The sequence below is a fragment of the Paenibacillus sp. NAIST15-1 genome, from assembly GCF_001894745.1.
Taxonomy (GTDB): domain Bacteria; phylum Bacillota; class Bacilli; order Paenibacillales; family Paenibacillaceae; genus Paenibacillus_B; species Paenibacillus_B suaedae.
Genome location: NZ_BBYF01000004.1, coordinates 169,821 through 195,469, shown reverse-complemented (window position 1 = coordinate 195,469; position 25,649 = coordinate 169,821). Strand labels below are relative to the sequence as shown.

Here is a 25,649-nt window from a genome sequence, read left to right as displayed (position 1 = left end):
GGATATTCCAGGATTGTCATATCGAAGGGAGCGATCAGTATGACAGCACAGGACAGACAGATGAACATGCCATTATCTATTATTCAAGTACCATTCGGTCTAGGGGCAGGACGGCGTGGTGCGGAGTTGGGACCGGAATGCCTGATGCAGATTGGACTGGTGCGGCATCTCAATCAATTAGGGATTACTGTGGGTGAGGAATGCCGTGTGGGCTGTACGGCTGCCGCTATACATTCGGAGGCAGCAGCAACCGCAGCCCCGGTACGCAAGGCCAAGTATGTTGATGAAGTCATTGCGATGAGCGACGCCTTGTCCGAGCAGGTACAGGCATCTATAGAGTCGGGACGCTTCCCTCTGGTGCTGGGCGGAGATCATAGTATCGCCATTGGAACCTTGGCAGGCCTGACACAGCAATATCAGCAATTAGGTGTGATCTGGTTCGATGCACATGCAGACTTGAATACAGAAGAGACTAGTCCGTCAGGCAATGTGCATGGAATGTCACTGGCTGTGGCGCTGGGACGAGCAAGTTTGACCGAAGGTCAATGGAATTGGCCTGGCAAGTCGCTAAATCCGAAGAACATTGTACTTGTTGGCTCCCGAGATTTAGATCCTGGCGAGCGCTCCTATATTCGTGAGCAAGGAATTGCATGTTTTACGATGCATGATATTGATCGCTATGGCATGCTGCATGTGATGAAGGAGGCCATCCGAATTGCCAGTGATGGCACAGACGGGGTTCATTTAAGTTTCGATGTAGATAGTGTGGATCCTGTTGAGGCTCCGGGAACGGGTACACCGGTACGGGGTGGGGTAAGCTATCGGGAAGCCCATCTTGCGCTCGAACTTCTGCATGAGTCTGGTATTGTGACTTCCGCTGAATTCGTCGAGGTGAATCCTTCGCTGGATACAGACAATCGCACGGCACGGCTCGCGCTGGAGTTGATTGGCACCCTGCTTGGAGATCGAATCCTATAGGCTTCGACCCTATTGTTTTCGCATGACATGAACAGTTATACGATGGCATCCAAGTGAGGGCAGCATGTAGAGAAATTATCATAAACAAATTCGTGTCCACATTCTGATCCTTTATTGTTCCGAAGCAGGGTTGTCATCCGGCGATAGCCCTGCTAGGATGAGTTTTGAATAAGCTGGTATTGGATGGTTTTAGCCGTAGAGAAAGCTGCCGTGATTGCGTACAATATAGAAGGTAGTGGAACCTAATCCTAGCACGGAATGATAACGACAGCATTGCAGCGCATTAGCAGATAGGTAAGAAGCAGAAGCGGATCTTATTGCATCTCAATCCTACGCTGTTCGTGCGCTAATAGCTATGTAATGATAGATCGTGACCAAGCGTGTGCATGATGAGAAGGGGATGTCGACGAAGGGGGAAGCGCGATGAAATATCGCAGTGTATTTGACATTATCGGCCCAATCATGGTGGGGCCATCCAGCTCGCATACAGCGGGAGCAGCAAAGATTGGTCGATTGGCACGAAGTATTTTCGGCAGACAGCCGAAGCGAGTTCATATCTCCCTATACGGCTCATTCGCTGAGACTTACCGGGGGCATGCGACAGATGTTGCCATTGTTGCTGGCGTGCTCGATTACGATACGAACGATGCAAGATTGCCGGACTCATTGAAATATGCAGAAGACGCAGGAATGGAAGTCATCATCACACCTGAGGAAGCTGTACCGGAGCATCCCAACACTGCCCGCATTCGGATGACGGACGAGCACGATGAGATGGAGGTTGCAGGAATCTCAATCGGTGGCGGGAAGGTTGAAATTACAGAGCTGGACGGGTTCCGTCTGAAGCTCTCTGGACAGTGTCCTGCGATACTCGTTATGAACCATGACCGGTATGGAGTCATTGCAGGTGTGACCAATATCTTGAGCGGAGAACAGGTGAATATCGGACATATGGAAGTAAGCCGCAAGGAGAAGGGGAAGATGGCGCTCATGGTCATTGAGACGGATGAGGCGATTGCCGAACCAATCCTGCAGCAAATTCGAGAGCTCCCTGGAGTAAATCGTGTGCTTCGAATGGAAGACTAAATACGATAGAAGGAAGGAGGAGCAGTTATGTTTCGCAATGTGGCGGAATTAATCGCAATTACTGAAGAACGGCAATGTAAAATCTCCGATGTGATGATTGAGCAGGAAATGGAAATGCGTCAATGCTCGCGTGAGAAGGTGATCGAGCAGATGACGCGGAACTTGGATGTGATGGAGCAGGCAGTTGAGCGCGGCTTAGCAGGCGTTCGTTCCCATTCTGGGCTGACCGGCGGCGATGCGGTAAAGCTTCAACAATATATTCAATCTGGACAGTCCCTCTGTGGGGACACGCTGCTGGATGCCGTGAGCAAGGCGGTCGCAACGAATGAAGTCAATGCTGCGATGGGGCTTATCTGTGCCACGCCGACCGCGGGTTCGGCGGGGGTCGTTCCGGGTACCTTGTTCGCATTGAAGGACAAATTAAATCCTACCCGCGAGCAGATGGTGGAATTCCTGTTCACCTCCGGAGCGTTCGGACTTGTCGTTGCGAACAATGCATCGATCAGCGGAGCAGCTGGCGGCTGCCAGGCAGAAGTCGGATCAGCAGCTGGGATGGCTGCGGCTGCCATTGCTGAATTGGCAGGGGGAAGCCCCAAGCAATCCGCGCATGCGATGGCAATTGCGCTGAAGAACATGCTGGGGCTCGTCTGCGATCCTGTTGCAGGTCTCGTGGAAGTGCCGTGTGTGAAACGAAATGCCATGGGCGCAGCGATTGCCATGGTCGCAGCAGATATGGCACTGGCGGGTGTAGAGAGTGTCATCCCGTGCGATGAGGTGATTGAGGCGATGTTCCGCATTGGGCAGACGATGCCATCGACGATGCGGGAGACGGCGCGCGGAGGGCTTGCGGTTACGCCAACGGGAGAGCGATTGAAGCGGCAAATTTTCGGTGCAGAAGAACCGAAGGAAGAGGGTTAATCGGGGCTTGAACGGCGGATGAAGGAGAATTGCAAACTGTAGCTGACAGGCCATAACTGCACATACGATCAGGTGAGGAGGTGCGCCGATGCGGGAACGTCAGCCAGATTCGGCATCGTTGACCGAGCAGCGCAAGACAGAGCATATTCGAATATGCCTCGAACAACCAGTGAATGGAGTAGGGATAACAACAGGGCTGGAGCAATATCGCTTCGTCCATCAGGCACTGCCCGAAGTTGATTTTCGGGAGATCGAATTGAAGACAGAATGGCTTGGCAAGGAAGTTCGCACACCGCTGCTGATTAGCTCTATGACTGGAGGAAGCAGTCATGCGGCACCAATCAATCGCAGGCTGGCTGCCGTGGCTGAAGCCCGGGGCTGGGCGATGGGGGTAGGCTCCGTACGCGCTGCGGTGGAGAATCCCGAGGTCGCGGGTACGTTTCGCATCCGCGACCTAGCCCCTACCATTCCGTTATACTCCAATATTGGTGCCGTTCAGCTTAATGTTGGGATGGGAATTGAGCAGTGCCGCCGTGCGGTAGAGCTCGTCGAGGCGGACGGGCTTATTTTGCATTTGAATGCGATGCAGGAAGTGTTCCAGCCGGAGGGGGATGTCAATTTCTCCGGTCTGCTTCGCCGTATCGAGCAGCTATGCCGCGAGTTGGACGTGCCGGTCGGCGTGAAAGAGGTTGGCTGGGGCATTGCGCCGGATACAGCGAAGCAGCTTGTGGAAGCAGGCGTAGCCTTCATCGATGTTGCAGGGGCGGGTGGAACCTCATGGAGCCAGGTTGAGAAACTGCGTGCTCGCGATGCTGTCATGCAGCGTGCCGCGGAGGCCTTTGCCGATTGGGGCATTCCGACCGCAGTCAGTGTGCAGCAGGTACGCAAAGCGCTGCCGAATCAGCCTGTTATCGCGAGCGGCGGATTACATACAGGAGTCGATGCGGCCAAGTCGATTGCTCTTGGTGCCGACGTGGCTGGTTTCGGGCGCTCACTGCTTGCTGCAGCAGCAGATTCCGAAGAAGCGGTTGATCAGGTTCTGGCTCAGGTGGAAGCTGAGCTGCGGATTGCCATGTTCGGCATTGGGGTGCGTACAATACAAGAACTGCGTCATACAGAACGTTTGGTTCGGCTGCTGTAATCGTCACCGTGGATTGAATATCTGATCGGCATAATTCGGGATAAACGGAATAATATCGTTATATCTATTGCTTTTATAGATAAAATATATGGTTTCCTCCCAATAATCCCTAGTTTTCGGTGCAAAAGGCTAGAAAAACTCGGTTTTGGTAAATAAAACCTGTATCCATACTATGGAAAATCCTTTATATTATGATTGGAATCACAATCTAACGTTCGGATTTAATAAATCGTGATGAGGCCACCTCTCGAACGGGCGAGCGTCGATACCTATTTTGAGTGAGAAGGAAGGGTTGCATAAGGATGAAGCAATCAATTTTCGACTTTAACACCAAAACGGTAGTCGCCATCGGCATCGGGGCAGCATTGTACGGCTTGCTAAGCACAGTCACTATTCCGTTAGTGCCGCAGACCGGATTGCGTCCGGCAATTGCCATTCTGACCATCTTCGGTGCCATGTTTGGACCGATCGTTGGACTTTTGAGTGGAGCCATCGGGCATATCATTACTGATTTGACTTGGGGCGGCGGAACAATCTGGTGGACATGGGTGCTCGGGTCGGCTATTTCCGGCTTTGGGATGGGACTTGTGTATTTGAATTCGTCATTCAACATTAAGGAAGGACGCTCCTCGAAGGGCAGCATTGTAGCATTGGCGATAACCGGATCGCTTGCGCTTGCTGTTGGCTTTGGTGTGTCCAGTATTTTAGATGTGTATTTGTTCGGAGAGCCGGCAGATAAGATGTGGGTACAGTTCACGGCTTCCACGCTGGCGAATATTGGCGTTCACTTGGTGCTTGGATTGTTGGCTGTGCTGGCACTACTTCAAATGAATCGCAACAACTCGAATCTGCGAGTGCAGAAATAATGCAGCGCCCAAGTTTGAAGACAGGAGCTACAGATTCAATGAAAGAACCGCTTATCTCGTTTCGAGATTTTAGCTTTCAATACCGCAGTTTGTCCGAACCGACATTGCGAAATGTGAACCTGGATATTTACCCAGGAGAAAAAATATTAATTGCCGGCCCAAGCGGCTGCGGCAAATCGACTTTGGCCCATTGTATGAATGGGCTAATTCCTTTTACGTACAGTGGAACGATAACGGGAGAGTACACGCTTAAGGGGAAGCGTCCCTCAGAGCTTAGCATTTTTGAGATTAGCCGCAGCGTTGGGACGATCCTGCAGGATCAGGATGGACAGTTCATTGGTCTGTCGGTAGGGGAAGACGTAGCGTTCGCTTTTGAAAATGATTGCATGAAAACGGCGGATATGAAGCCTAAGGTGACGAAGGCATTGGAAGTCGTGGACATGCTTCCTTATATCGATCATAGTCCGCATGAACTGTCGGGCGGTCAGAAGCAGCGTGTGTCGCTGGCTGGTGTGCTGTCGATGGATGCGGATATTTTGCTGTTCGATGAGCCGCTTGCGAACCTGGATCCGGCAAGCGGCAAGCAGGCCATCGAGTTGATGGATCATATTCATAGCGAGACAAATAAGACGATTATTATTATTGAGCATCGGATTGAGGATGTACTGGAGCAGCATGTTGATCGCATTGTCCTCATGTCAGAAGGTCGTATTGTTCAGATCGGAACGCCTGATGAGATGCTGGCTTCTTCGATCATGCAGCAGCATGGATTAAGAGAGCCCTTATATGTCTCTGCGCTGAAATACGCTGGCTATGTATGCAAGCCTGAGGACAAGCCTTCTTCTCTACTTGCGATTAGCAACAATGATGAGGCAAGGGAATGCCTATCCGATTGGGTCGCTGGGGAAGGAGTTGCCTCTCGCCAGACAGAACGGACTTCGATGCTGGAGATGGATAATATTCGCTTCTCTTATGACGGCGAACGGGAAGTGATTCGGGGAGTATCGCTGACGATCGGTGCTGGCGAGCGAATTGCACTGCTCGGGAACAATGGCGCAGGCAAGTCCACGCTATCGCATTTGTTGACGGGAATAGCTGCGCCGACGGCGGGCACGATCAAGCTGAATGGGGAAGATATCCGCTCGTGGTCGATTCGGAAAAGGGGCGGACATATCGGATATGTGATGCAGAACCCGAACCACATGATTACACAGCCTATGATTCGTGAAGAAGTGGCCTTCGGACTGCGCATGCGAGGCATGAAGGAAGAAGAGGTCATGGCGCGCGTTGAGGAGACACTGCGTATATGCGGTCTATACGGATATCGGGAATGGCCGGTATCTGCGCTCAGTTATGGACAGAAGAAGCGGGTGACCATTGCTTCGATTTTAGCAATGAAGCCGAATCTTATGATTCTGGACGAGCCGACAGCAGGTCAAGATCATAAGCACTATACGGAGTTTATGAGTTTTATTTCTGAGCTGGCGAACAGCGGTATGTCCTTCCTGTTCATTACCCATGATATGCACTTAGCTTTGGAATATACGGAGCGTGCAGCTGTATTATGCAATGGGGAGCTGATTGCAATTGGCGATACCGCTCATGTGCTGACCCATATGGAGGCGATTGAACGAGCCAATGTGAAGGAGACTTCACTTGGCACGCTTGCCCGTCTGACTGGCGTGTGCGAGCCGGAGGCGCTTGTGCGCAAATTCATCGACCACGAGAAGCGGGTGAAGCATCATGAGTAAATCAGGTATGCTCTATATTGAACGGGATACGCTGTTCCATCGTATGGATGGAGCAGCGAAGATGCTTGTGCTGGCTGTGTGGACCGTAATCGTATTTTTATTTCAGGATTTGCGAATTTTCGTGCCCCTGTTTGGGATTGGTCTTGTCCTTCTTATCAATGCGCAGTTGCCATGGAAGCGAATTCGGCTGCTCGTCTGGCTGATGATCGTATTTAATATATTCAATTCTTTATTCAGTTTATTAATTACACCGGCTTATGGCAGTACATTGACAGGTACGACTACTGTGCTTCTCGATATGGGCTACAACGTATTGACATTGGAGACCGTTATCTATGTATTTACATTGTCCATGAAGTATATGTCTCTTATGCCGATAACCGTCTTGTTCATCTATACGACGCATCCGACACGGATGGCGAGCAGCTTGAATCGAATCGGCGTTCCTTACAAAATCGCCTACGCGTTCAGTATCGCATTTCGCTATATTCCAGATTTGCAGGCGGAATTCCGGCATATCTCGAATGCCATGCAGGCGCGTGGACTTGGATTCGGCAAGGGCGAGGGCACGATTGTGCAGCGGCTTAAGCATTTTGTATCCATTACGACACCGCTCGTACTCTCCTCGCTGCATCGCATTGAGACAATATCGAATGCAATGGACTTGCGCGGTTTCGGGAAGCATTCGAAGCGTACGTGGTTCTCGTCGACGGAGTGGCATCGTGAGGATTATATCGTGGTCATCGTCAGCATACTCGTGCTTGCTGCAGCGATTATATGGCGAGTGCAAGGGTTCGGGACATTTTGGTATCCATTTTAACGAATTCGTAACGAAGGAATCGTAATGTATATACACCCTCTTGGGTTCCTCTAGGATAGAGCATGCATGATGCTGTGCATGACTATCTGGGACACCTGGGAGGGTGTTTTCTTTTTTTGATACCGGATCATGGAATCAATGGAATCGTAGGAATCTACTTGAGAATCTATCATTAACAAAACATTTATATGGAATTAACACTCTCTTGCTAGAGCAAGGTTATGGTATGAAAGGGTGGTGTGAGACATACCATCTCAATAAGGACGATATTGGAAAAGGGGAGAATACGGAATATGCAAATGCGCGCTAAGTGGATGCTACTTCTGTTTATGTGTTTTACGCTGCTGGTAGGCTGCGGCCAGTCAGGGACAGCAGGAGGAACAAAGACGCCAGAGAAAGGTGCGACGCAGGAGGGGGCGACAACAGCTCCAGCCGATAACGCAACCACACCGAAGGATGAGAATGTGGAGTTGACATTCTATTTTCCTATCGCAGTTGGTGGTCCACTGACGAAAGTGGTTGAGGGTATGACGGCGAAGTTCACCGAGAAGCACCCGAACATCACAGTGAAGCCTGTTTATACAGGCAGTTATGCAGATACGACGACGAAGATTCAAGCTGGCATCCAAGCCAAGCAGCCGCCGGATGTAGCGGTTATGCTGTCTACGGAACTGTTCAGCATGCTGGATACGAATGCAATCCTTCCGCTTGATGACTTTATCGCGAAGGAAGGCAACGGTTTCCTTGATGATTTCTACCCGGCTTTCATGGCGAACTCGCAAGTTGAGAACAAGACATACAGTATCCCTTTCCAACGCAGTACTATCGTTCTTTATTACAACAAGGATGCTTTCAAAGAAGTTGGCCTAAACCCGGATCAACCGCCGAAGACTTGGGCTGAGCTTACAGAATATGCAACGAAGCTGAAAAAAGACGGCCGCCAAGGCATCGAGGTGCCAGGATCCGGATTTGCTTATTGGATGTTCCAACTGTTCTCCCTGCAGAACATGGCTGATCCAAAAGGCAACCTCATGTCCCAAGACGGCAAGAAAGTATTCTTCGATACACCAGAGAATGTAGAAGCATTGCAGTATTGGCAAGACCTGTCGAAGAAGCATAAGGTAATGCCGGAAGGTATTGTAGAATGGGCAACGGTTCCTACAGACTTCTTAGAGCAGAAGACTGCTATGATGATTCATACTACGGGCAACCTGACGAATGTGAAGAATAACGCTAAATTCGACTTCGGTGTTGCATTCCTGCCGATGAACAAGCAGTACGGTTCACCTACAGGCGGCGGCAACTTGTATATCTTCAAGGACATCGATCCGAAGAAACAAGCAGCAGCCTGGGAATTCATCAAGTTCATGACAGAGCCGGAGCAAGCTGCTCAATGGAGTATTGATACGGGCTATGTTGGCGTTCGCAAGTCAGCGTACGACACAGATGTGATGAAGAAATATGCAGCTGAGTTCCCGCAAGCAGTTGTTGCACGTGATCAATTGGAGCACGCTTACGCGGAATTGTCTACGCACAACAATGGTAAAGTCTCCAAAGCATTGACGGATCAAGTGCAAGCGGTGCTGACAGGCACGACGGATCCGGCATCTGCATTGAAGAAGGCGCAGGAAGAGGCTGATCGCGCACTGAAGCCGTTCAACAAGTAATACACGCTCAAGATGCAATCGCATGCCTTATGTGCGTGCTGTATCGGCAGGGCTTAGGCCCTGCCGATTTATATACATCATGAACTTACTAGAATTCATTGGAGAAGGAGGTCAGGATGATGACCGCCAAATGGAAAGAACGTCTATCCCGCAATACATTGGCATGGGCGCTGCTGCTCCCATCCCTGTTGTTCCTCATGCTCTTCACCTATTATCCAATGCTGAAGACAGCCTGGCTCAGTATGTATCAATCCGATCTGGCTACACCAGAGCCGATATTTGTAGGGCTTGATAACTTTACTGCACTGTTCCAAGACCCTGTATTCCAGAAAGTATTCAGCAATAATATATGGTTTGCGATTGGCACAGTGCCTACTTCCATGGCGCTTGCTTTCATTATGGCGCTGTTCGCTGATAAGGCACTAGCGGGACGTTCATTCTCTCGTGTGGCATTTTTCTATCCGAATATGATTCCAATGATCGCGGTAGCGAATATTTGGCTGTTTATATACACACCTCAGTATGGTTTGTTGGCTCAACTGGCGAAGTGGGTTGGACAGTCGGCGGACATGAATATGTTGGGGCATCCCGATACGGTCATGTGGGCTATGATCGTCATGATGATATGGAAGGAAGCAGGATACTTCATGATCTTCTACTTGGCCGGACTTCAGAATATTCCGAAGGACTTATATGAATCGGCCTCGGTAGACGGCATTGGTACTTGGAAGGTAACGACACGGATTACAATCCCATTGACGATGCCTACTACGCTGTTTGTAGCAGTTGTAGCGCTGACGAATGCATTCAAGCTTGTGGATCATTTGTGGATTATGACCAAGGGTGGTCCAGACAATGCGAGCAGCCTGCTTCTGTATCACATTTATGACACAGCCTTCAGCTTCTACGATCAAGGAATGGCGGCGACCATGACTGTCATTATGATCGCACTGCTCTTGGTACTATCATCACTACAATTTTTCGGCTGGGATCGCAAGATCCATTATCAATAAAGGAGGCGCCTTATGGACAAATCAGTTGGGATCAACACAGAATTTAGTACAGGCGCCGTAGGCCGTAGGCCGCCTTTATCGGATCGAGCCTTGAAGATCGAACGGACGAAGCGACGGATGAAGCAGTGGCTCTGGCATGCGATTATGCTCGTGGTCAGCGTCGTGTGGTTTGTGCCGCTCATCTGGATGTTATGGACGGCGTTCCGTCCCAAGGATGCGGGCATGAATTCATTCTGGTCATGGGAGTGGACGTTAGCTAACTTTGCAAAGGTATGGGAAGGTGCTCCATTTGCCCAGTATTATTTGAACACCTTCACGATTGCAGGAGGAGTGCTGCTTGCGCAGCTTCTCAGCCTAACACTGGCTGCTTACGCATTTGCACGCCTGCGCTTCTTCGGGAAAGACGCTGTATTTATGCTGTTCTTGGTACAACTTATGGTACCAGCGGATGTTCTTATTTTCTCGAACTACCATGTATTGAAGGAGTTTGGTTTGCTGGATACGAAGCTGGGCATCATGCTGCCATACTTCGCATCAGCATTCGGGATATTTCTGCTCCGCCAGACATTTAAGCAGCTGCCGCTTGAATTGGAGGAAGCAGCGATGGTGGAAGGCTGCTCTCGCCTGGGCATTTTGTGGCGCATCTTCGTGCCGTTGTCTGCGCCTGTATATATCTCATTTGCGGTTGTATCGGTCAGCTATCAGTGGAATAACTTCCTGTGGCCGCTGATTGTGACGAACTCCGTAGAGAATCGTCCGCTTACTGTAGGGCTTGCTATGTTTGCTCAGTCTTTCGAGACGGGGGCGCAGTGGGCAGAAGTAAGTGCAGCAACATTGCTTGTTGTAGGGCCGCTGATTCTTGGATTTTTGCTGTTCCAGCGCAAATTTATTAGCAGCTTCATGCACTCAGGAATTAAGTAAGAGCCACTCTTGGCTGCACGGATGTGAATAGCTCGATCTAAGGCGCTCTTTGGCTGCTCACGCAGCACAAGGGGTGCCTTTTTTCATATGGATGCTGCATGGAGGTTGGTATGCTTGAAGTAGGTTGGAGGATTTGAGAAATATTACATTCGATTCGGAGCGCATTTTTGAATAAAATGGAGTTTATCTCAGTCCTTGGGGCACCCTAGAAAATACAGCAGGAAAGAAGGAGTGGCATACCCATTTATGTCAAATAAGCAATCAAAGCAGGATCCTCAGAAGGGAAATAAGTCGGAGCAATTCAGCTCTGCAGGATTTATATTGGCCGCTATCGGCAGTTCAGTCGGGCTGGGCAACATGTGGAAGTTCCCATACGTTACGGGGCAAAATGGAGGAGGAGCATTCTTCCTATTATTCATCGCCTGTCTCTTAATTGTTGGCTTGCCAGTATTGCTTGGCGAACTGGCTGTTGGACGTGGCGGACGCGGTGACGCAGTCTCTGCTTTCACCACTTTATCACGCAAAAGAGGATGGGGCGTACTGGGATTTATCGCCGTATTGGCTGCCTTCCTGATTATGACGTATTACAGCACGATTGCGGGATGGACGCTCCATTATGCAGTTGAGTCGGTATCCGGAATCTTGTTCCAAAGCGGCGATTATGCGGAACACTTCAAGCTCTTCACCGGAGGGATGATGCCGATTGTCTGGCAGATCGTCGTGTTTGCCTTAACCGGATTCATCATTGCCAGAGGGATATCTGGTGGTATTGAGAAGTTCAATAAGATTGTTATTCCGGGCCTGCTCATCATTTTATTGGTTATGATGGTGCGTACGCTTACGCTGGACGGCGCTGCTGAAGGAATCTCTTATTTCCTGAAGCCTGACTTCTCACAGTTGACCTTCCATTCCGCACTGATGGCATTGGGGCTTGCATTTTTCTCCTTGTCGCTTGGTATGGGGGCCATGCTGACGTATGGTGCATACGTAGACAAGCATCAATCGCTGCCACTAGCGACTGTCGCAGTAGGAGCGGGTGATTTAATCTATGCGCTTATTGCAGGGTTGATCATCTTCCCAACGATATTTACATTTGGAATTGAACCGGATTCAGGGCCGGGACTTGTCTTCGTTGCTCTCCCTGCAGCATTTGCCTCGATGCCTTATGGGGCATTGTTCGGCGGCTTGTTCTTCTTGCTCCTGGCAATTGCTGCAGTTACGTCTTGTTTGGCTCTTGCGGAAGTGCCTGTAGCCTATATCATGCGCCGCTACAACTTGGGGCGTGGCAAGGCAACCTTTTATGTGATTGCTGCCATGTACATCATCGGTCTTCCGTGCACGCTGGCAGCAGGAGGGGTTCTGGAGGAAGCGACGCTGGGCGGCCGTAACTTCTTCCAATGGATTGATTTCCTGACCTCGAATGTAATGCTGCCACTGGGCGGTTTGTTCGTAACGCTGCTTGTCGGATACGCATGGAAGCAGTCCGGAGAAGAGACGGGTCTATCTCCCGTGTGGAGAAGTATATGGCTGTTCACGATGCGCATTATAGCTCCTGTGCTCATAATATTGATTTTCTTGTCGTCGATCGGCTTGGTCTAAATTAGAAATGCCGAACAACGCCCCAGATGGCTGGATGAGCCTTCCGGGGCGTTGTTTTATATTGCCTATTCATCTAAAGGGGGAGAATGTCATGCTACTTATCATTCACCAATCAGTGATGATTTGAATCATCTTTGAATATGATTTCTTAACATACACTTGCACGGCTGCGGGCTGTTTCGGCTATTGTATTCTTTTTTTTCGACATATTTCGATAAAACTATTCCAAAGTTGACATGAGATGATATAATGGAAATTAAAACCACAGCCCCTGTAACTCGGGCGGCTTATGGAGGCGTAGAGAAAATGGGCTTGGCTAATGGGGCAGGATCGGTATATTCGTTCGGCTCAGAAGACAATGTGCCGGAATTGCTCTGTGTCATGGAGAACGGATCGATGGAGCAATCGGCGGAGGCGGCTCAAGCATTATTCGAGCAGCTGTGCATGGAGCATGGTGTCCATGAAGCAACTAGTGCGCTAATCGAGCCGCTCTTGGATATTTTGACCGTACGATATAAGTCGGTTGCGAAGGCATCCATCTTGAATGGGATAGCGCAAGTACTGCGAACGGTGATGGACTGCCATCTTCCATTTGGGGTGACACCCTCTCGATATCGCCATGCTGATGATGCGGAGACTAGAGATATTGCCTCCCAGGTGGAGCAGAGCTGGCTTCACGTACTTCGTGAGCGCTATGCAGACTGGACGTCTCTCATTCACGAAGATGATCGAACAGCAGTGCAGGTGATTTATGTACTGCATTTGCTCCAATGGACAGATGAGGCTGTTGAGGATACGCTGCAGGAGGCTTCCTTCCATGGCCTTACAGCACGTGTGCGCCTTAATGGCTTGCTTGCGTTGGCAGATTATCGGCACCGTATCGGTAAGCCATTCAACCCATCCATAGCGTTCGGACAGCATCAAGACGATGAGCTTCACGAAGCGATTCGCGCTGTATGCGTAGCTGTTACCGCTCCTGAGTCACTCGGTCTTCTGGAGATGAGCAAGCTCATATCGGGGTGTACGCTGCCTCGTATGGATCGCATTCAGTTTCCGTGGGCGGACGGCGCTATTGCGTCGGTATGTGCGCAAGCTGCATGTCGCTCCTTAAGTAAGGGGACAACCTTGGACGAACGAGCTGCTTTTTGGAAAGAAGCACTGGAGAAGACGATATCTGCTCATCAGCGCCGCTCACGGCAGGTAGTATGGGAGATAGGTGAGTCAACGGTTCAGTGGGATGAGGAGTGGCTGCAATGGAACTGGAACAGCCCGATGCTTGTCGCAGATGGGATGCTGTATTCTTTATTCCAGACGCCAGGTCAAGACGGTGGCGTTATGCAGAAGCAGGAAGATGGAACGGTATCGATCCATCCTGCAGCTGCACGTGTCATTAAGGTATGCTTGCAAAATCAAGTCGATATGCCGAATGCAGAACGCTACGGAGCGGGTATGACGATTCGTTCGCTGTATCGATTCATCACATAAGAGAAGCCTTGCTAGGTTAAGCCTACCTTCGGTGAAACAGGTAGATCGATTGGACAAGTTATGATGTGAATACACAATTGGACATTTGAAGCTGGCAAGACGGAACTAGTCCGTCTTTTTCTTTTTCTCGGAGAAAGGTGTTACGGATTTTGCTCCTTCAATAGTGTCATTTACGAACGCCATATCTTGATTTTTCGCTTTCATTGCCGTGGTGCCTTTATAATTGCCACGATGCGATTTATTCTCCATAGTTGTACCCCTCACTTTACTCAAAAATGATGGAAATTGAATGTTGGATCCAGCTACAGCAATAGTATGTTCGGTGCACAGTCTCCTTATCCGAGAAGAGCCAAAGCAAGGTAAAGGAAACAGTTGACATAGATAACTAACAGACAACGCTACCTCGAAAATTTCAGATCTGGCTGCAAGTGGATGGATATGTACTTGGCTTCAGACAAGCAGCTCTTGAGTAAGGATTTATTATTCCGAACAATAAAAATTGCTAAGATCGCAGAAGTCTTTAGTGCTTTTCTGCTCTCCTGAAGTGAGCAAAAGTTGACAATACGGAAAAAATCTAGTCGATGACTAGGTTTTTTTTGCGTTGTTGGTTATAATGGTTAAGGAATTTTTGCGTGTTTTTTACACGCATCTTAACGATACATGAAACATAATTGATAGACTAGGTTTATGATAGTAAGGTAATGTTCGAAACAATGGTTATTCAAATATACGGTCTAAGGAGTTGTACTTATAAATGGCATTAAAAGCAGGTATTGTTGGGCTGCCTAACGTCGGCAAATCGACGTTGTTCAATGCGATTACACAAGCAGGGGCTGAATCGGCGAACTATCCGTTCTGTACGATCGATCCGAATGTCGGCGTGGTAGAGGTTCCAGATGAGCGCTTGGATAAGTTGACGGAGTTGGTTGTTCCAAACCGTACAGTTCCAACAGCGTTTGAATTTGTTGATATTGCCGGTCTGGTACGTGGTGCGAGCAAGGGCGAAGGGCTTGGGAACAAGTTCTTGGCTCACATTCGTGAAGTAGATGCAATCGTACACGTTGTACGCTGCTTCGAAGACGAAAATATTACGCATGTTGACGGAAAGGTTGACCCAGTTAGCGATATTCAAACGATCAACTTGGAGCTCGTTCTGGCGGATTTGGAATCGGTCGAGAAGCGTCTTGATCGCACAAAGAAGAACATGAAGAGCGGCGACAAGAAGTATGCGGCAGAGGCTGCTGTATTGGAGCGCTTGAAAGAGGCGTTGTACAATGATAAGCCAGCACGCAGCTTGGAACTGAGCGACGAAGAAAAGGTGCTTGTACGCGACATGCACTTGCTCACGATGAAGCCAGTATTGTATGCGGCGAACGTAAGCGAAGATGGCGTGAAGGATGCGGATAGCAATCCATATGTACAGCAGGTACGTGACTTTGCCGCAGCTGAGAATGCAGAAGTTGTGCCGATTAGCGCAAAGGTAGAAGCAGAAATTGCTGAGCTTGAGGGCGAAGATAAGGAGATGTTCCTTGAAGAGCTTGGACTGGATGAGTCCGGTCTGAACCGCTTGATTAAGGCAGCCTATCGCTTGCTTGGTCTGTATACGTACTTTACTGCTGGTGTACAAGAAGTACGCGCTTGGACGATTCGCAAAGGGATGAAGGCCCCGCAAGCGGCAGGTGTTATCCACTCCGACTTCGAGCGCGGCTTCATTCGTGCCGAAGTGGTCTCTTATAATGATCTAGTTGCTGGCGGTTCTATGAATGCGGTGAAGGAACAGGGTAAGCTAAGATTGGAAGGTAAGGAATACGTTGTTCAAGACGGCGATGTTATGCATTTCCGCTTCAACGTATAGCGCTTCTGCTTCTTCGCTTGCTTAGCTAATGCAGTGAGATCATCTGCGCATTGTAATGCAGGTTGAGCGAGGGAATGGTTGCGGAAATGGTTATGGTGGAATGCCGTAATCATTCATTTATTGAAGCACGAACCATGATTGCGCAAATCAAGGTTCATGAATATACGTGGTAGTATCGAATTGGAGAAGAGAGGTGAGCGTGTATGATGTTAGATAGACTGCAATCCCTTGCGGATCGCTATGAGAAGTTGAGTGAATTGCTATGTGACCCGGATGTGGCGAACGAGCCGAAGAAGCTTCGTGAGTATTCGAAGGAGCAATCCGATCTGCAGCCAGCTTATGAAGCATTTATGGAATTTAAAAATGTACTTAGCGAACTGGATGCGGCGAAGGTAATGATGCAAGAGAAGCTTGACGATGAGATGCGCGAAATGGTGAAGATGGAAATCGAGGAACTGAGTGCGCGTCAAACGGAACTTGAGGAACGTATTCGTATTTTGCTGCTGCCGAAGGATCCGAATGATGACAAGAACGTGATCGTGGAAATTCGCGGTGCGGCAGGCGGTGATGAAGCTGCGCTCTTCGCTGCTGATTTATACCGCATGTACACGCGCTATGCGGATTCACAAGGATGGCGTACAGAGCTGATGGAAGCGAACATGAGCGATCTGGGCGGATTCAAAGAAGTTATCTTCTCGGTATCCGGTAAGGGTGCTTACAGCAAGCTGAAGTATGAGAGCGGCGCGCACCGCGTTCAACGCATACCGGCAACTGAATCAGGCGGACGTATTCATACGTCAACTTCGACTGTAGCTGTAATGCCAGAGGTAGATGAAGTAGAAGTCGAAATATTCGATAAAGATATTCGTGTTGATACATTCTGCTCTTCTGGTGCGGGCGGCCAGTCCGTCAACACAACGAAGTCGGCGGTACGTGTTACACATATTCCAACAGGGATCATGGCTACGTGTCAGGACGGGAAGTCTCAGAACGATAATAAGGCGAAGGCATTGCAAGTCTTGCGTGCCCGCATCTATGAAATTAAGCGTCAAGAGGAAGAAGCCAAGTACGCTGGCGAGCGCAAAAGTAAGGTTGGAACGGGTGATCGCAGTGAACGGATTCGGACGTACAACTATCCGCAGAGCCGTGTGACAGATCATCGTATCGGCTTGACTCTGCATAAGCTTGATCAAATTATGAACGGCGATGTGGAGGAACTCATCCAAACGCTTACGTTGACTGAACAAGCGGAGCTGCTGGAAAGGGAGAATCAAGCATGAGTGAGCCTTGCGGACGGAATGAGGAGCGTAGTCAGCTAAATGCGGCAGACAGAGCTCCATATCGCCTCGCATGGCCTGCAACAATAAGAGAAGCCTGGGTACAGGCTTCTTCTTTTTTAGCAGAGAATGGAGTCGATGATGCTGCACATCATGCCGAACTGCTGCTGCGGCATGTGCTGGGTATGGAGCGAGTCGCTTACTTGGTTGCATTGACAGAGCTGATGCCTGAAGATGCAATCCATGCTTTTGAATCGGCAGTGACACGGCGATCTGCGGGTGAGCCGACCCAATATATTATTGGGGATGCTTACTTCTATGGTTTGCCGTTCGAAGTGACGTCGGATGTGCTTATCCCAAGGCCGGAGACAGAGCTCCTCGTGGAGGCAATTCTGACTGAAGCTGACCGGATCTGGTCGCAAGATGAATCACTTCATGTTGTGGATATTGGTACCGGCAGCGGTGCAATTGCTTGTACATTGGCACATGAGCGTCCACATTGGCATATCACGGCTGGCGATATCTCGCCAGCGGCGCTTGCTGTCGCGAAGCGAAATGCGGGGCGGCTTGGCGTTGCAGAGCGGATGTCGTGGAAACAGGGGGATCTGCTGGCGCCGTTCGCTGGTAGTGAATTGGACATTCTCGTATCCAATCCACCTTATATTCCGGCTGGTGATATCGCGGATCTGATGCGTGAGGTGCGCGACTATGAGCCGCGTACGGCGCTGGATGGTGGAGCGGATGGCTTGGATCCGTATCGACGGCTTGTCACCATGCTGTCCGAGCTTGGCAAGGCTCCACGAATGATTGGCTTTGAAGTGGGTCAAGGACAAGCGCAAGATGTGGCGGCAATGCTCGCGCAAGCTGGTTATGATGAGAAGCTTATCATTGTGCCTGATCTCGCAGGGATAGAGCGTCATGTGATCGGTGTACGACGCTAAGACAAGCGGCATGCTAATTCAGGAAGCATCGGGGATTGTGAGCGTGCGCGGATATAAAGTAGATAAACCGACGATACGGAACAAATAGGTGAATCGAATCTATAAGGACTGTTCTATGAAGCAGAATGCATCTGCGGATAGACGGTCCTTTTTTATTGGAATGATACAGTTCGAACATGATGGAGAAGCAAAGGAGTTGTTGTATTCAGATGGTTCTTAGAGACTATCAGCTCCCTAAGACTTTGACGAATCTATCTATCAAAAAAACCTATTGATAGGTTTAAGGATCCTGTTCGCGGACATACTGATAGACAAGAGGCGCGCCCAACCTCACAAGGAGCAGGATGAACATGAACTTACGCGTGTTCGTACTCGGTCTCGCGATTGCCGTACTGGCGGCGGGAGCTTTGATGCGTTGGGAAAATGGCCATGCGGAGGCCATTGATAATCAAAATATTCAGAAGCAAAAGATAGAGAAGCAGGATCATATTCCCGAGGATGCGATTCGGCTGCGAATATTGGCCAACTCAGACGTTGATAACGATCAGCGTGTGAAGCGCATGGTCCGGGATCGGATTGTGGAGCAGATTAACGGCTGGCTTAAGACAGAAGAGAAGCCGGATACTCGTGAAAAGGCACGCGAGCTGATAGCAGGGCATTTGGACGAACTGAAGCAGACGGCAGAGCAAGTGTTAAACGAAAAAGGACTGGCGTATGGAGTCAAGGTGAAGCTTGGAGAAGTATCCTTCCCGGCCAAGTGGTATGGAGGCGAAGTATATCCTGCCGGGATGTATGAAGCATTGCTCGTTACATTAGGCGAGGGAAGCGGACAGAATTGGTGGTGTGTCCTGTTCCCGCCGCTCTGCTTCGTCGATGGGAGTACGGCTCAAGCACAAACTGGTGATGCGAGGTCCAAGTCATCTGCGCCATCTAAGAGTGGAGAACAAGACAAGGGCGCTCTATCAGCTGAGGGAGATGCTCAGGCTGCAGACGGGAAGGCTCAAGCCCATGCCGCGATGGAATCAGGCGAGACAGAAGTGAAGTTCTTCCTGTGGGAGGCTCTAGAGGCATTGTTTCGTTTGATTGGTTCCATTTTCAGTGCAATATTTGGGTAATCTAATCGAGTAGTTGTATGCACTAGGTGTGCCTTCCACTCGTCTGGACGTGTTGCCGTCATTATGGTACAACTAAAATAAGCAACAGTTATTTATAGATTTGAATTAAGTACGAATACGTGTGAAACTTCAATTTATGAAGATGCCGAAGCTCCTTCGGCATCTTTCTTGCGTTGCTTCCGCCTTTTCTTTTTTTAGTGTCGATGTCGGCATCGGGGCGGGAGAGCATACACTCTATATCGAAGTAAGGGATGTACTCAATGAATACTCGACATGAACGGGAACAGAAGGACAGCGCGACTGCCGTGACGGAAGGAAGCGCTCAACGATTGCACACGAAGTGGTGGTCGGTAGACGAACATATGCCGCTCGAACAGCAGCATGGAATAACAGAGGGGGCGGCAATTCTAGCTGCCGGCGGCACCGTTGCCTTCCCAACGGAGACGGTATACGGGCTTGGCGCGGATGCCCGTGATACGAAGGCAGTTGAACGTATATTTGCTGCCAAGGGGCGTCCATCCGACAACCCGTTAATCGTTCATATTGCTGAACGGAACCAGCTTGATGAGCTTGTCCTGCCTTATAGTGATATCGCTGCTCGTCTTATGGAACGCTTTTGGCCGGGTCCGTTGACGATCGTGCTGCCGGTGCGAATGGGGGCTGTATCCCCTCGCGTGACGGCGGGACTGGATACGGTTGGTGTACGGATGCCGGGTCACGATACAGCTTTGGCTCTTATACGTGCTTCTGGATGTCCCGTGGCAGCTCCAAGCGCCAACCGTTCAGGACGTCCTAGTCCGACGCGTGCGGAGCATGTACGGGAGGATTTGGACGGTCTTATCGACGGTATTGTCGATGGCGGTGCGACAGGCGTAGGGGTAGAGTCTACTGTTGTAGAATTAATAGGCAGTCGTGTGCATGTCCTCCGCCCGGGTGGGATAACAACAGCGATGCTGCAAGAGGTGGCCTCCGAGGTAACGATTGATCCAGCGGTCGATCCCAATGGGGGAATGATCCATGCACAGGTTCCACAAACTCCAGAATCTGCGCTGGGGGATCGAGATTCCTTGTCTACGCCGCTGGTGAACAAGGAAGCAGATCCTTCGGCAGCAGCGAGCGGCATGATTAGCGAGGAGTCGTTATCTCCTCAAGCTGCTTCGGGGCATACGGGGCAAGCGAAAGACATCCAGATGAACGCGCCTCGCTCACCTGGAATGAAATATACCCATTATGCTCCCCAAGGTCAGCTGCATATCGTGCAAGGGAAGTCTGCGGAACAAGTGACCGAATGCATGAAGCGTATGCTGCATGAAGCGCAGCAGCGTGGGGAGACAACGGGTGTCCTTGCCTTCGCAGAGCATGCAGAACAATACCGAGCTGATATTGTAGCAACGATTGGCAGTGTGCATGCATTGGAAGAGGCAGCCGCACTGCTATATGATGCCCTGCGGCATTTCGATGAAGCGGGCGCAACTTATATACTGGCAGAAGCTTGCACTACAGAAGGCATCGGTCTTGCAGTGATGAACCGTATGATGAAGGCAGCAGGTCATCGTATCATTTGGTGTGAATGAACCTTGTTTGGGTAATGTAGCTTATAAGAGACAAGCCTTGTTATCTCTTTGCTGCTTGTCATGAAACTATCCTTGTCCGCATACGTTGGATACAGACGCTATGGGACGAGGAGTGGGGGCAATGTGGGAAACGGCAGCGCCAATCGGCCAATGGATCACGATTTTTTTGATGGCGGCAGCATTGGGCTCAGATGCCTTTTCACTGTGTCTAGGTATCGGTATGAGAGGGGTACGGCGAAGAGATGCAGTTCGCATTAGCGGGGTTATCGCATTGTTCCATGTACTGATGCCGCTGGCGGGTGTTGCAACAGGCATGTATATGAGCATGCTGCTCGGTGAAGTAACCACATGGGCAGCGGGAGGCCTTCTTATTTTGCTAGGAGGGCATATGATATACAGCTCATTGAAGGGTGAATCCTCGCAAATGATTAATACTTCAACGGTATGGGGGATGCTGCTGTTCGCACTCAGTGTAAGTGTAGACTCCTTTTCCGTTGGAATATCGCTCGGGATGTTCGGCTCTGATTTGTTGATGACGATCATTGCCTTTGGACTGTTCGGCGGTGCGATGTCGATCTTTGGCATATTTCTTGGCCACCACGCAGGCAAGCATTTCGGTGAGTACGGGGAGGCTGCAGGTGGGGCGATCCTGCTTACCTTTGGGGTATTGTTTTTGCTGCCTTTCTAAGCTTTCTAAGCTTTGGAGCGAAGTCAAAGCAAGCAGGAATGAGATTGATGAAGATGCGCGACCCTATAGATAGGTTTCATGGTATGAAGGGAGGGGGTCATATGATACGCATTTTATTTGTATGTACAGGCAATACATGCCGAAGTCCAATCGCAGAGGCTATGCTGAAGCATATGGCAGAGGAACGCGGCTTGGACATTCATGTTCAATCAGCAGGTGTAGCAGCATGGGACGGCACACCGATGTCACAGCACGCTTCTACTGTACTGGAGGAGCAGAATATTGCCAATCATCGAGATTTTCGATCGGCTGCACTGGATGAAGAGCGTGTGCATTGGGCAGATCTTATATTGACATTGACGACTAGCCACAAGCGTCATGTGCTTCAACAGTTCCCGGGTGCAACGAGCAAGACATTTGCGCTTAAGGAATATGTGAGCAATCCGGATTCAGAGCAGGAGCAATATCAACAGCTGCAATCATTGGCTGCGGATCTTCAATTGAAGCTTGCTATGGGACAAGCTCCAACGGAAGACGAGCTGGTACAGCTTGCTGAATTGCAGCGGCTTATGCCGAATCAGGATGTGGCAGACCCGTATGGCGGTTCTTTGGAGCAGTATCGGATGACAGCGGCGGAGATTCAGGCTGCGCTGACTAGGTTGCTTGATAAGCTTCAGCCATAGACGGTTTAAGTGTTGGGTTTATGGCACTGCCAAATGCAGCAGTAGGATGCTGTGTGTGAGTGGGCAGGAAAATAACGGTTGCAATTGGTTGCGACATCCATTATGATCGTTCTATATGGAGAGGATCCGATGTAACTGGCGACGGAAGTGGGGAACCACGGTGGAGCATCGGAGCATACGGCCGGTCGCCTGGGCAGAAGAGCAGTGTACGGATAGAGAGCCGTGCTATGCTCTTTTTTTCAATCAATGAGACATGTTACACTGGGAGTAACGTGCAATTGGCTCGTCTAATTTGCGGGAAATTCGTTATAATAGACCCGTAGCATACCGAGCATGGTAACATGGACGGAGAGCACAATTGAAGACAACGGATGGAGGGTACGACAATGAAAATTGCCATTGGTGCAGACCATGCTGGCGTACGACTTAAGGAAGGGATTGTACAAGTCATCAAGGAGCTTGGTCATGACGTCATTGATGTAGGCTGCGATTGTACAACATCAGTAGATTATCCGGATTATGCGGTACCTGTTGCAGAGATGGTTGCCTCAGGCGAAGCAGATCGAGGCGTGCTCATATGTGGTACCGGGATTGGGATGTCCATCGCAGCGAATAAGGTGCCAGGCGTCCGCTGCGGGCTTGTTCATGATTTATTCTCTGCTAAGGCAACGAGAGAGCACAATGATACGAATGTACTTGCTATGGGTGAGCGTGTCATTGGACCTGGACTTGCTGAAGAGATTGTACGTGTATGGCTGGGTACAGAATTCAGCCAAGGAGAGCGCCATATTGGACGTCTTCGCAAAGTCGCGGACGTAGAACATAAATATCACTCGCAAGCGTAGCGAGTGGAGGTGAATGGGCAGGATGAATGAGATCGAGAAGAACGAACATCAAGGGCCAGCATCGTCATTCTTGAAAATGGGGCAGGTTCGCGAGCAAGCAGAGGCAGCTGCACATGCCCTCGTTCGCGAGGCAGGGCTCAAGCCCGGGCAGCTAGTCGTCATTGGCTGCAGTACAAGCGAGGTGGCAGGTGCGCGCATTGGAACTTCGGGCGCAACGGATACCGCGCAGGCGATATTTGCCGGTCTCGACGTGCTCCGCTCAAGCTATGGTCTCGAGATTGCATTCCAATGCTGTGAGCATTTGAACCGCGCACTTGTTGTTGAACGCCGCACATTGGAGCGGCTCCGGCTGGTGGAAGTATCGGCAGTTCCGGTTCGGAAGGCGGGCGGATCGATGGCCGCTTATGCGTATCGCCAGCTGACTGATGCATGTCTCGCAGAAGAGATATGTGCCCATGCTGGCATCGATATCGGCGAGACGCTTATTGGCATGCATTTGCACCGGGTAGCTGTTCCTCTGCGTACAGAAGTACGATATATTGGCAAGGCGCGTGTCAATATGGCGAAGACGCGGCCGAAGCTTATAGGCGGGGAGCGGGCAGTCTATCAGCTTCCAACTGAGGATGGATTGTCTTCATGTGAATAGGAGCAGTGCTTGAATGCAGGCTGTTCACAATTATTTGCAGTGGGGCGGGAGAGCCACTGTTGCACTTTTATTACTGCTACGATAGAACCTTAACGCAGATGCGTTGTCATACATTGCAATAAGGGAATGAAAATGTGGGAGGGCTATGCCAATGGTAGATCATTTACGACAAGCAGATCCTGAAGTGTTGAAAGCAATGGACTTGGAGTTGCAGCGTCAGCGCAACAATATCGAGCTGATTGCTTCTGAAAACATCGTCAGTGAGGCGGTTATGGAAGCGATGGGGACGGTTCTGACGAACAAATACGCGGAAGGTTATCCAGGCAAACGCTACTATGGCGGCTGCGAGCACGTGGATATTGTTGAGGATATTGCCCGCAACCGTGCGAAGGAACTCTTCGGCGCTGAGCATGTCAATGTACAGCCGCACTCCGGTGCGCAAGCGAACATGGCTGTGTACTTGGCAGCATTGAAGCCAGGAGATACCGTGCTTGGCATGGATTTGGCGCATGGTGGACACTTGACTCACGGAAGCCCTGTGAATGCATCTGGTTTGCTGTACAACTTTGTGGCTTACGGCGTGGAAGAAGATACGTTCCGTATTGATTATGATAAAGTGCGCAAGGCAGCATTCAAGCATCGTCCGAAAATGATCGTGGCAGGCGCAAGCGCTTATCCACGTATTATCGATTTTGAAGCACTCGGCCAAATTGCGAACGATGTAGGCGCTCTGTTCATGGTAGACATGGCGCATATCGCAGGATTGGTTGCCGCAGGACTTCATCCAAGCCCAGTACCGCACGCTCATTTCGTTACGACGACAACACATAAGACACTGCGCGGTCCGCGCGGAGGTATGATTATGTGCCGTCAAGCTTGGGCACAAGCGATCGACAAGGCTGTATTCCCAGGCACACAAGGCGGCCCGCTTATGCATGTGGTGGCTTCTAAGGCTGTTGCATTGGGCGAAGCACTGCAGCCATCGTTCAAGCAGTATGCTGAGCAAGTGATCAAGAACGCGCAAGTATTGGCGAGTACGCTGGTTGAGGAAGGTTTGAGTATTGTATCTGGCGGTACAGACAACCATCTGATGCTGATCGATACGCGCAATATCAATATCACGGGTAAAGATGCGGAGAAAGTATTGGATTCCGTTGGCATTACCGTGAACAAGAACGCCATTCCATTCGATCCGACAAGTCCGTTCATAACGAGCGGTATTCGTATCGGAACACCAGCGGCGACATCCCGAGGCATGGATGAAGCAGCAATGCGCGTTATTGGCCAAGTCATTGCTATGACATTGAAGCAGCCACAGGATGAGGCTGTATTGAACAAAGCACGCGGTATGGTCAGCGATCTGACAGCTCAGTTCCCGTTGTACTCTACATTGAAATATTAATTAGGTAGGAAGACACGCCCTTTTGGCGGGTAGGACTCTTTTATTGCATATTTAATGGACAGAGCAGGTAATCACTCTTGAAGATGATCACCTGCTCTTTTTTGCGTAAATAGGCAGGGAGAACTCTCGATTTCAGTATAGGATGCCTAGGTAGTGTGCGAGAGCCTCAGCAGAGTAGAATCTCGACAATTTCCGATGTTTGCTGCATGACCATGTATAAGCTGTCTTCAACATGCTTAGAAATAGTACAGTGTGATCCTTTTGCACCGAGTTGTCGGAAATGTGAAAAATACCTCAAAAGTGCCTGTAAAACGTGCAGTGATAGGCTCGGAATGTTATAATAGAGCCTGTTTAGCTTAGATGAAGCCGGATAAGCTT

General features: G+C 50.0%; 23 protein-coding genes and 1 riboswitch. Of the genes, 22 read left to right on the top strand and 1 reads right to left on the bottom strand.

The genetic code is table 11. From position 1 onward, the window contains the following. Nucleotides 1–39 precede the first annotated feature (39 nt). From rocF to PBN151_RS11750, 12 genes are all read left to right on the top strand, one after another. Nucleotides 40–978 (top strand): arginase, encoded by a 939-nt coding sequence (rocF, locus tag PBN151_RS11805; protein WP_083545111.1) that lies wholly within the window; start codon nt 40–42, stop codon nt 976–978. 423 nt (nt 979–1,401) lie between these two features. Further along, nucleotides 1,402–2,064 (top strand): L-serine ammonia-lyase, iron-sulfur-dependent subunit beta, encoded by a 663-nt coding sequence (gene sdaAB, locus PBN151_RS11800; RefSeq protein WP_021257203.1) that lies wholly within the window; start codon nt 1,402–1,404, stop codon nt 2,062–2,064. Between the two features lie 27 nt (nt 2,065–2,091). Next, nucleotides 2,092–2,982 (top strand): L-serine ammonia-lyase, iron-sulfur-dependent, subunit alpha, encoded by an 891-nt coding sequence (gene sdaAA, locus PBN151_RS11795; protein ID WP_072729085.1) that lies wholly within the window; start codon nt 2,092–2,094, stop codon nt 2,980–2,982. Nucleotides 2,983–3,070: 88 nt separating this feature from the next. Next, entirely contained in the window at nt 3,071–4,123 is a 1,053-nt protein-coding gene (fni, locus tag PBN151_RS11790) for a type 2 isopentenyl-diphosphate Delta-isomerase (RefSeq protein WP_021257201.1), read from the top strand. A 302-nt stretch (nt 4,124–4,425) separates the two neighbouring features. Then, entirely contained in the window at nt 4,426–4,989 is a 564-nt protein-coding gene (locus PBN151_RS11785) for an ECF-type riboflavin transporter substrate-binding protein (RefSeq protein WP_072729084.1), read from the top strand. 38 nt (nt 4,990–5,027) lie between these two features. Then, a complete protein-coding gene (locus PBN151_RS11780; RefSeq protein WP_072729083.1) occupies nt 5,028–6,740 on the top strand; it encodes an ABC transporter ATP-binding protein in 1,713 nt (570 codons plus the stop codon). Continuing rightward, nucleotides 6,733–7,560: an energy-coupling factor transporter transmembrane component T family protein gene (locus PBN151_RS11775; protein WP_072729082.1), complete on the top strand. Its 828-nt coding sequence runs from the start codon at nt 6,733–6,735 to the stop codon at nt 7,558–7,560. Before PBN151_RS11780 ends, PBN151_RS11775 begins: the two co-directional genes overlap by 8 nt. 293 nt (nt 7,561–7,853) lie before the next feature. After that, nucleotides 7,854–9,227: an ABC transporter substrate-binding protein gene (locus tag PBN151_RS11770; protein WP_072729081.1), complete on the top strand. Its 1,374-nt coding sequence runs from the start codon at nt 7,854–7,856 to the stop codon at nt 9,225–9,227. Nucleotides 9,228–9,346: 119 nt separating this feature from the next. Next, nucleotides 9,347–10,240 (top strand): carbohydrate ABC transporter permease, encoded by an 894-nt coding sequence (locus PBN151_RS11765; RefSeq protein ID WP_028533385.1) that lies wholly within the window; start codon nt 9,347–9,349, stop codon nt 10,238–10,240. Nucleotides 10,241–10,357: 117 nt separating this feature from the next. Next, entirely contained in the window at nt 10,358–11,161 is an 804-nt protein-coding gene (locus PBN151_RS11760) for a carbohydrate ABC transporter permease (RefSeq protein ID WP_028533386.1), read from the top strand. Nucleotides 11,162–11,407: 246 nt separating this feature from the next. Next, the gene (locus PBN151_RS11755) at nt 11,408–12,760 is read left to right on the top strand and encodes a sodium-dependent transporter (protein WP_072729080.1); all 1,353 of its coding nucleotides are present in this window, start codon (nt 11,408–11,410) and stop codon (nt 12,758–12,760) included. 249 nt (nt 12,761–13,009) lie between these two features. Then, the gene (locus PBN151_RS11750) at nt 13,010–14,245 is read left to right on the top strand and encodes a hypothetical protein (RefSeq protein WP_227774590.1); all 1,236 of its coding nucleotides are present in this window, start codon (nt 13,010–13,012) and stop codon (nt 14,243–14,245) included. A gap of 105 nt (nt 14,246–14,350) precedes the next feature. Here PBN151_RS11750 and PBN151_RS31240 read toward each other — a convergent pair whose 3' ends face one another. Beyond that, the gene (locus PBN151_RS31240; protein WP_021257192.1) at nt 14,351–14,494 is read right to left on the bottom strand and encodes a hypothetical protein; all 144 of its coding nucleotides are present in this window, start codon (nt 14,492–14,494) and stop codon (nt 14,351–14,353) included. 505 nt (nt 14,495–14,999) lie between these two features. On the opposite strand from PBN151_RS31240, the gene ychF reads away from it, so the two are divergent. The 10 genes from ychF (at nt 15,000) to PBN151_RS11700 (ending at nt 25,271) form a co-directional block, all read left to right on the top strand. Further along, nucleotides 15,000–16,100, top strand: coding sequence for a redox-regulated ATPase YchF (gene ychF / locus PBN151_RS11745; protein ID WP_021257191.1), 1,101 nt, complete (start codon nt 15,000–15,002; stop codon nt 16,098–16,100). Nucleotides 16,101–16,306: 206 nt separating this feature from the next. Beyond that, the gene (prfA, locus tag PBN151_RS11740; protein WP_021257190.1) at nt 16,307–17,380 is read left to right on the top strand and encodes a peptide chain release factor 1; all 1,074 of its coding nucleotides are present in this window, start codon (nt 16,307–16,309) and stop codon (nt 17,378–17,380) included. Then, nucleotides 17,377–18,318: a peptide chain release factor N(5)-glutamine methyltransferase gene (prmC, locus tag PBN151_RS11735; RefSeq protein ID WP_083545110.1), complete on the top strand. Its 942-nt coding sequence runs from the start codon at nt 17,377–17,379 to the stop codon at nt 18,316–18,318. The genes prfA and prmC overlap by 4 nt, the downstream gene beginning before the upstream one ends. Nucleotides 18,319–18,668: 350 nt before the next feature. Further along, a complete protein-coding gene (gene spoIIR, locus PBN151_RS11730) occupies nt 18,669–19,433 on the top strand; it encodes a stage II sporulation protein R (protein ID WP_072729078.1) in 765 nt (254 codons plus the stop codon). Nucleotides 19,434–19,684: 251 nt separating this feature from the next. Next, nucleotides 19,685–21,007 (top strand): L-threonylcarbamoyladenylate synthase, encoded by a 1,323-nt coding sequence (locus PBN151_RS11725; RefSeq protein WP_072729077.1) that lies wholly within the window; start codon nt 19,685–19,687, stop codon nt 21,005–21,007. Between the two features lie 121 nt (nt 21,008–21,128). Continuing rightward, nucleotides 21,129–21,695: a manganese efflux pump MntP gene (locus PBN151_RS11720; RefSeq protein ID WP_072729076.1), complete on the top strand. Its 567-nt coding sequence runs from the start codon at nt 21,129–21,131 to the stop codon at nt 21,693–21,695. 101 nt (nt 21,696–21,796) lie between these two features. After that, the gene (locus PBN151_RS11715) at nt 21,797–22,378 is read left to right on the top strand and encodes a low molecular weight protein arginine phosphatase (RefSeq protein WP_072729075.1); all 582 of its coding nucleotides are present in this window, start codon (nt 21,797–21,799) and stop codon (nt 22,376–22,378) included. 121 nt (nt 22,379–22,499) lie between these two features. Beyond that, nucleotides 22,500–22,580, top strand: a riboswitch (ZMP/ZTP riboswitch). 184 nt (nt 22,581–22,764) lie between these two features. Continuing rightward, complete coding sequence (gene rpiB / locus PBN151_RS11710) at nt 22,765–23,223, top strand: ribose 5-phosphate isomerase B (protein WP_021257184.1); 459 nt, start codon at nt 22,765–22,767, stop codon at nt 23,221–23,223. Nucleotides 23,224–23,299: 76 nt separating this feature from the next. Then, complete coding sequence (locus PBN151_RS11705; RefSeq protein ID WP_072729272.1) at nt 23,300–23,869, top strand: TIGR01440 family protein; 570 nt, start codon at nt 23,300–23,302, stop codon at nt 23,867–23,869. 151 nt (nt 23,870–24,020) lie between these two features. After that, entirely contained in the window at nt 24,021–25,271 is a 1,251-nt protein-coding gene (locus PBN151_RS11700; protein WP_044353147.1) for a serine hydroxymethyltransferase, read from the top strand. Nucleotides 25,272–25,649: the final 378 nt, after the last annotated feature.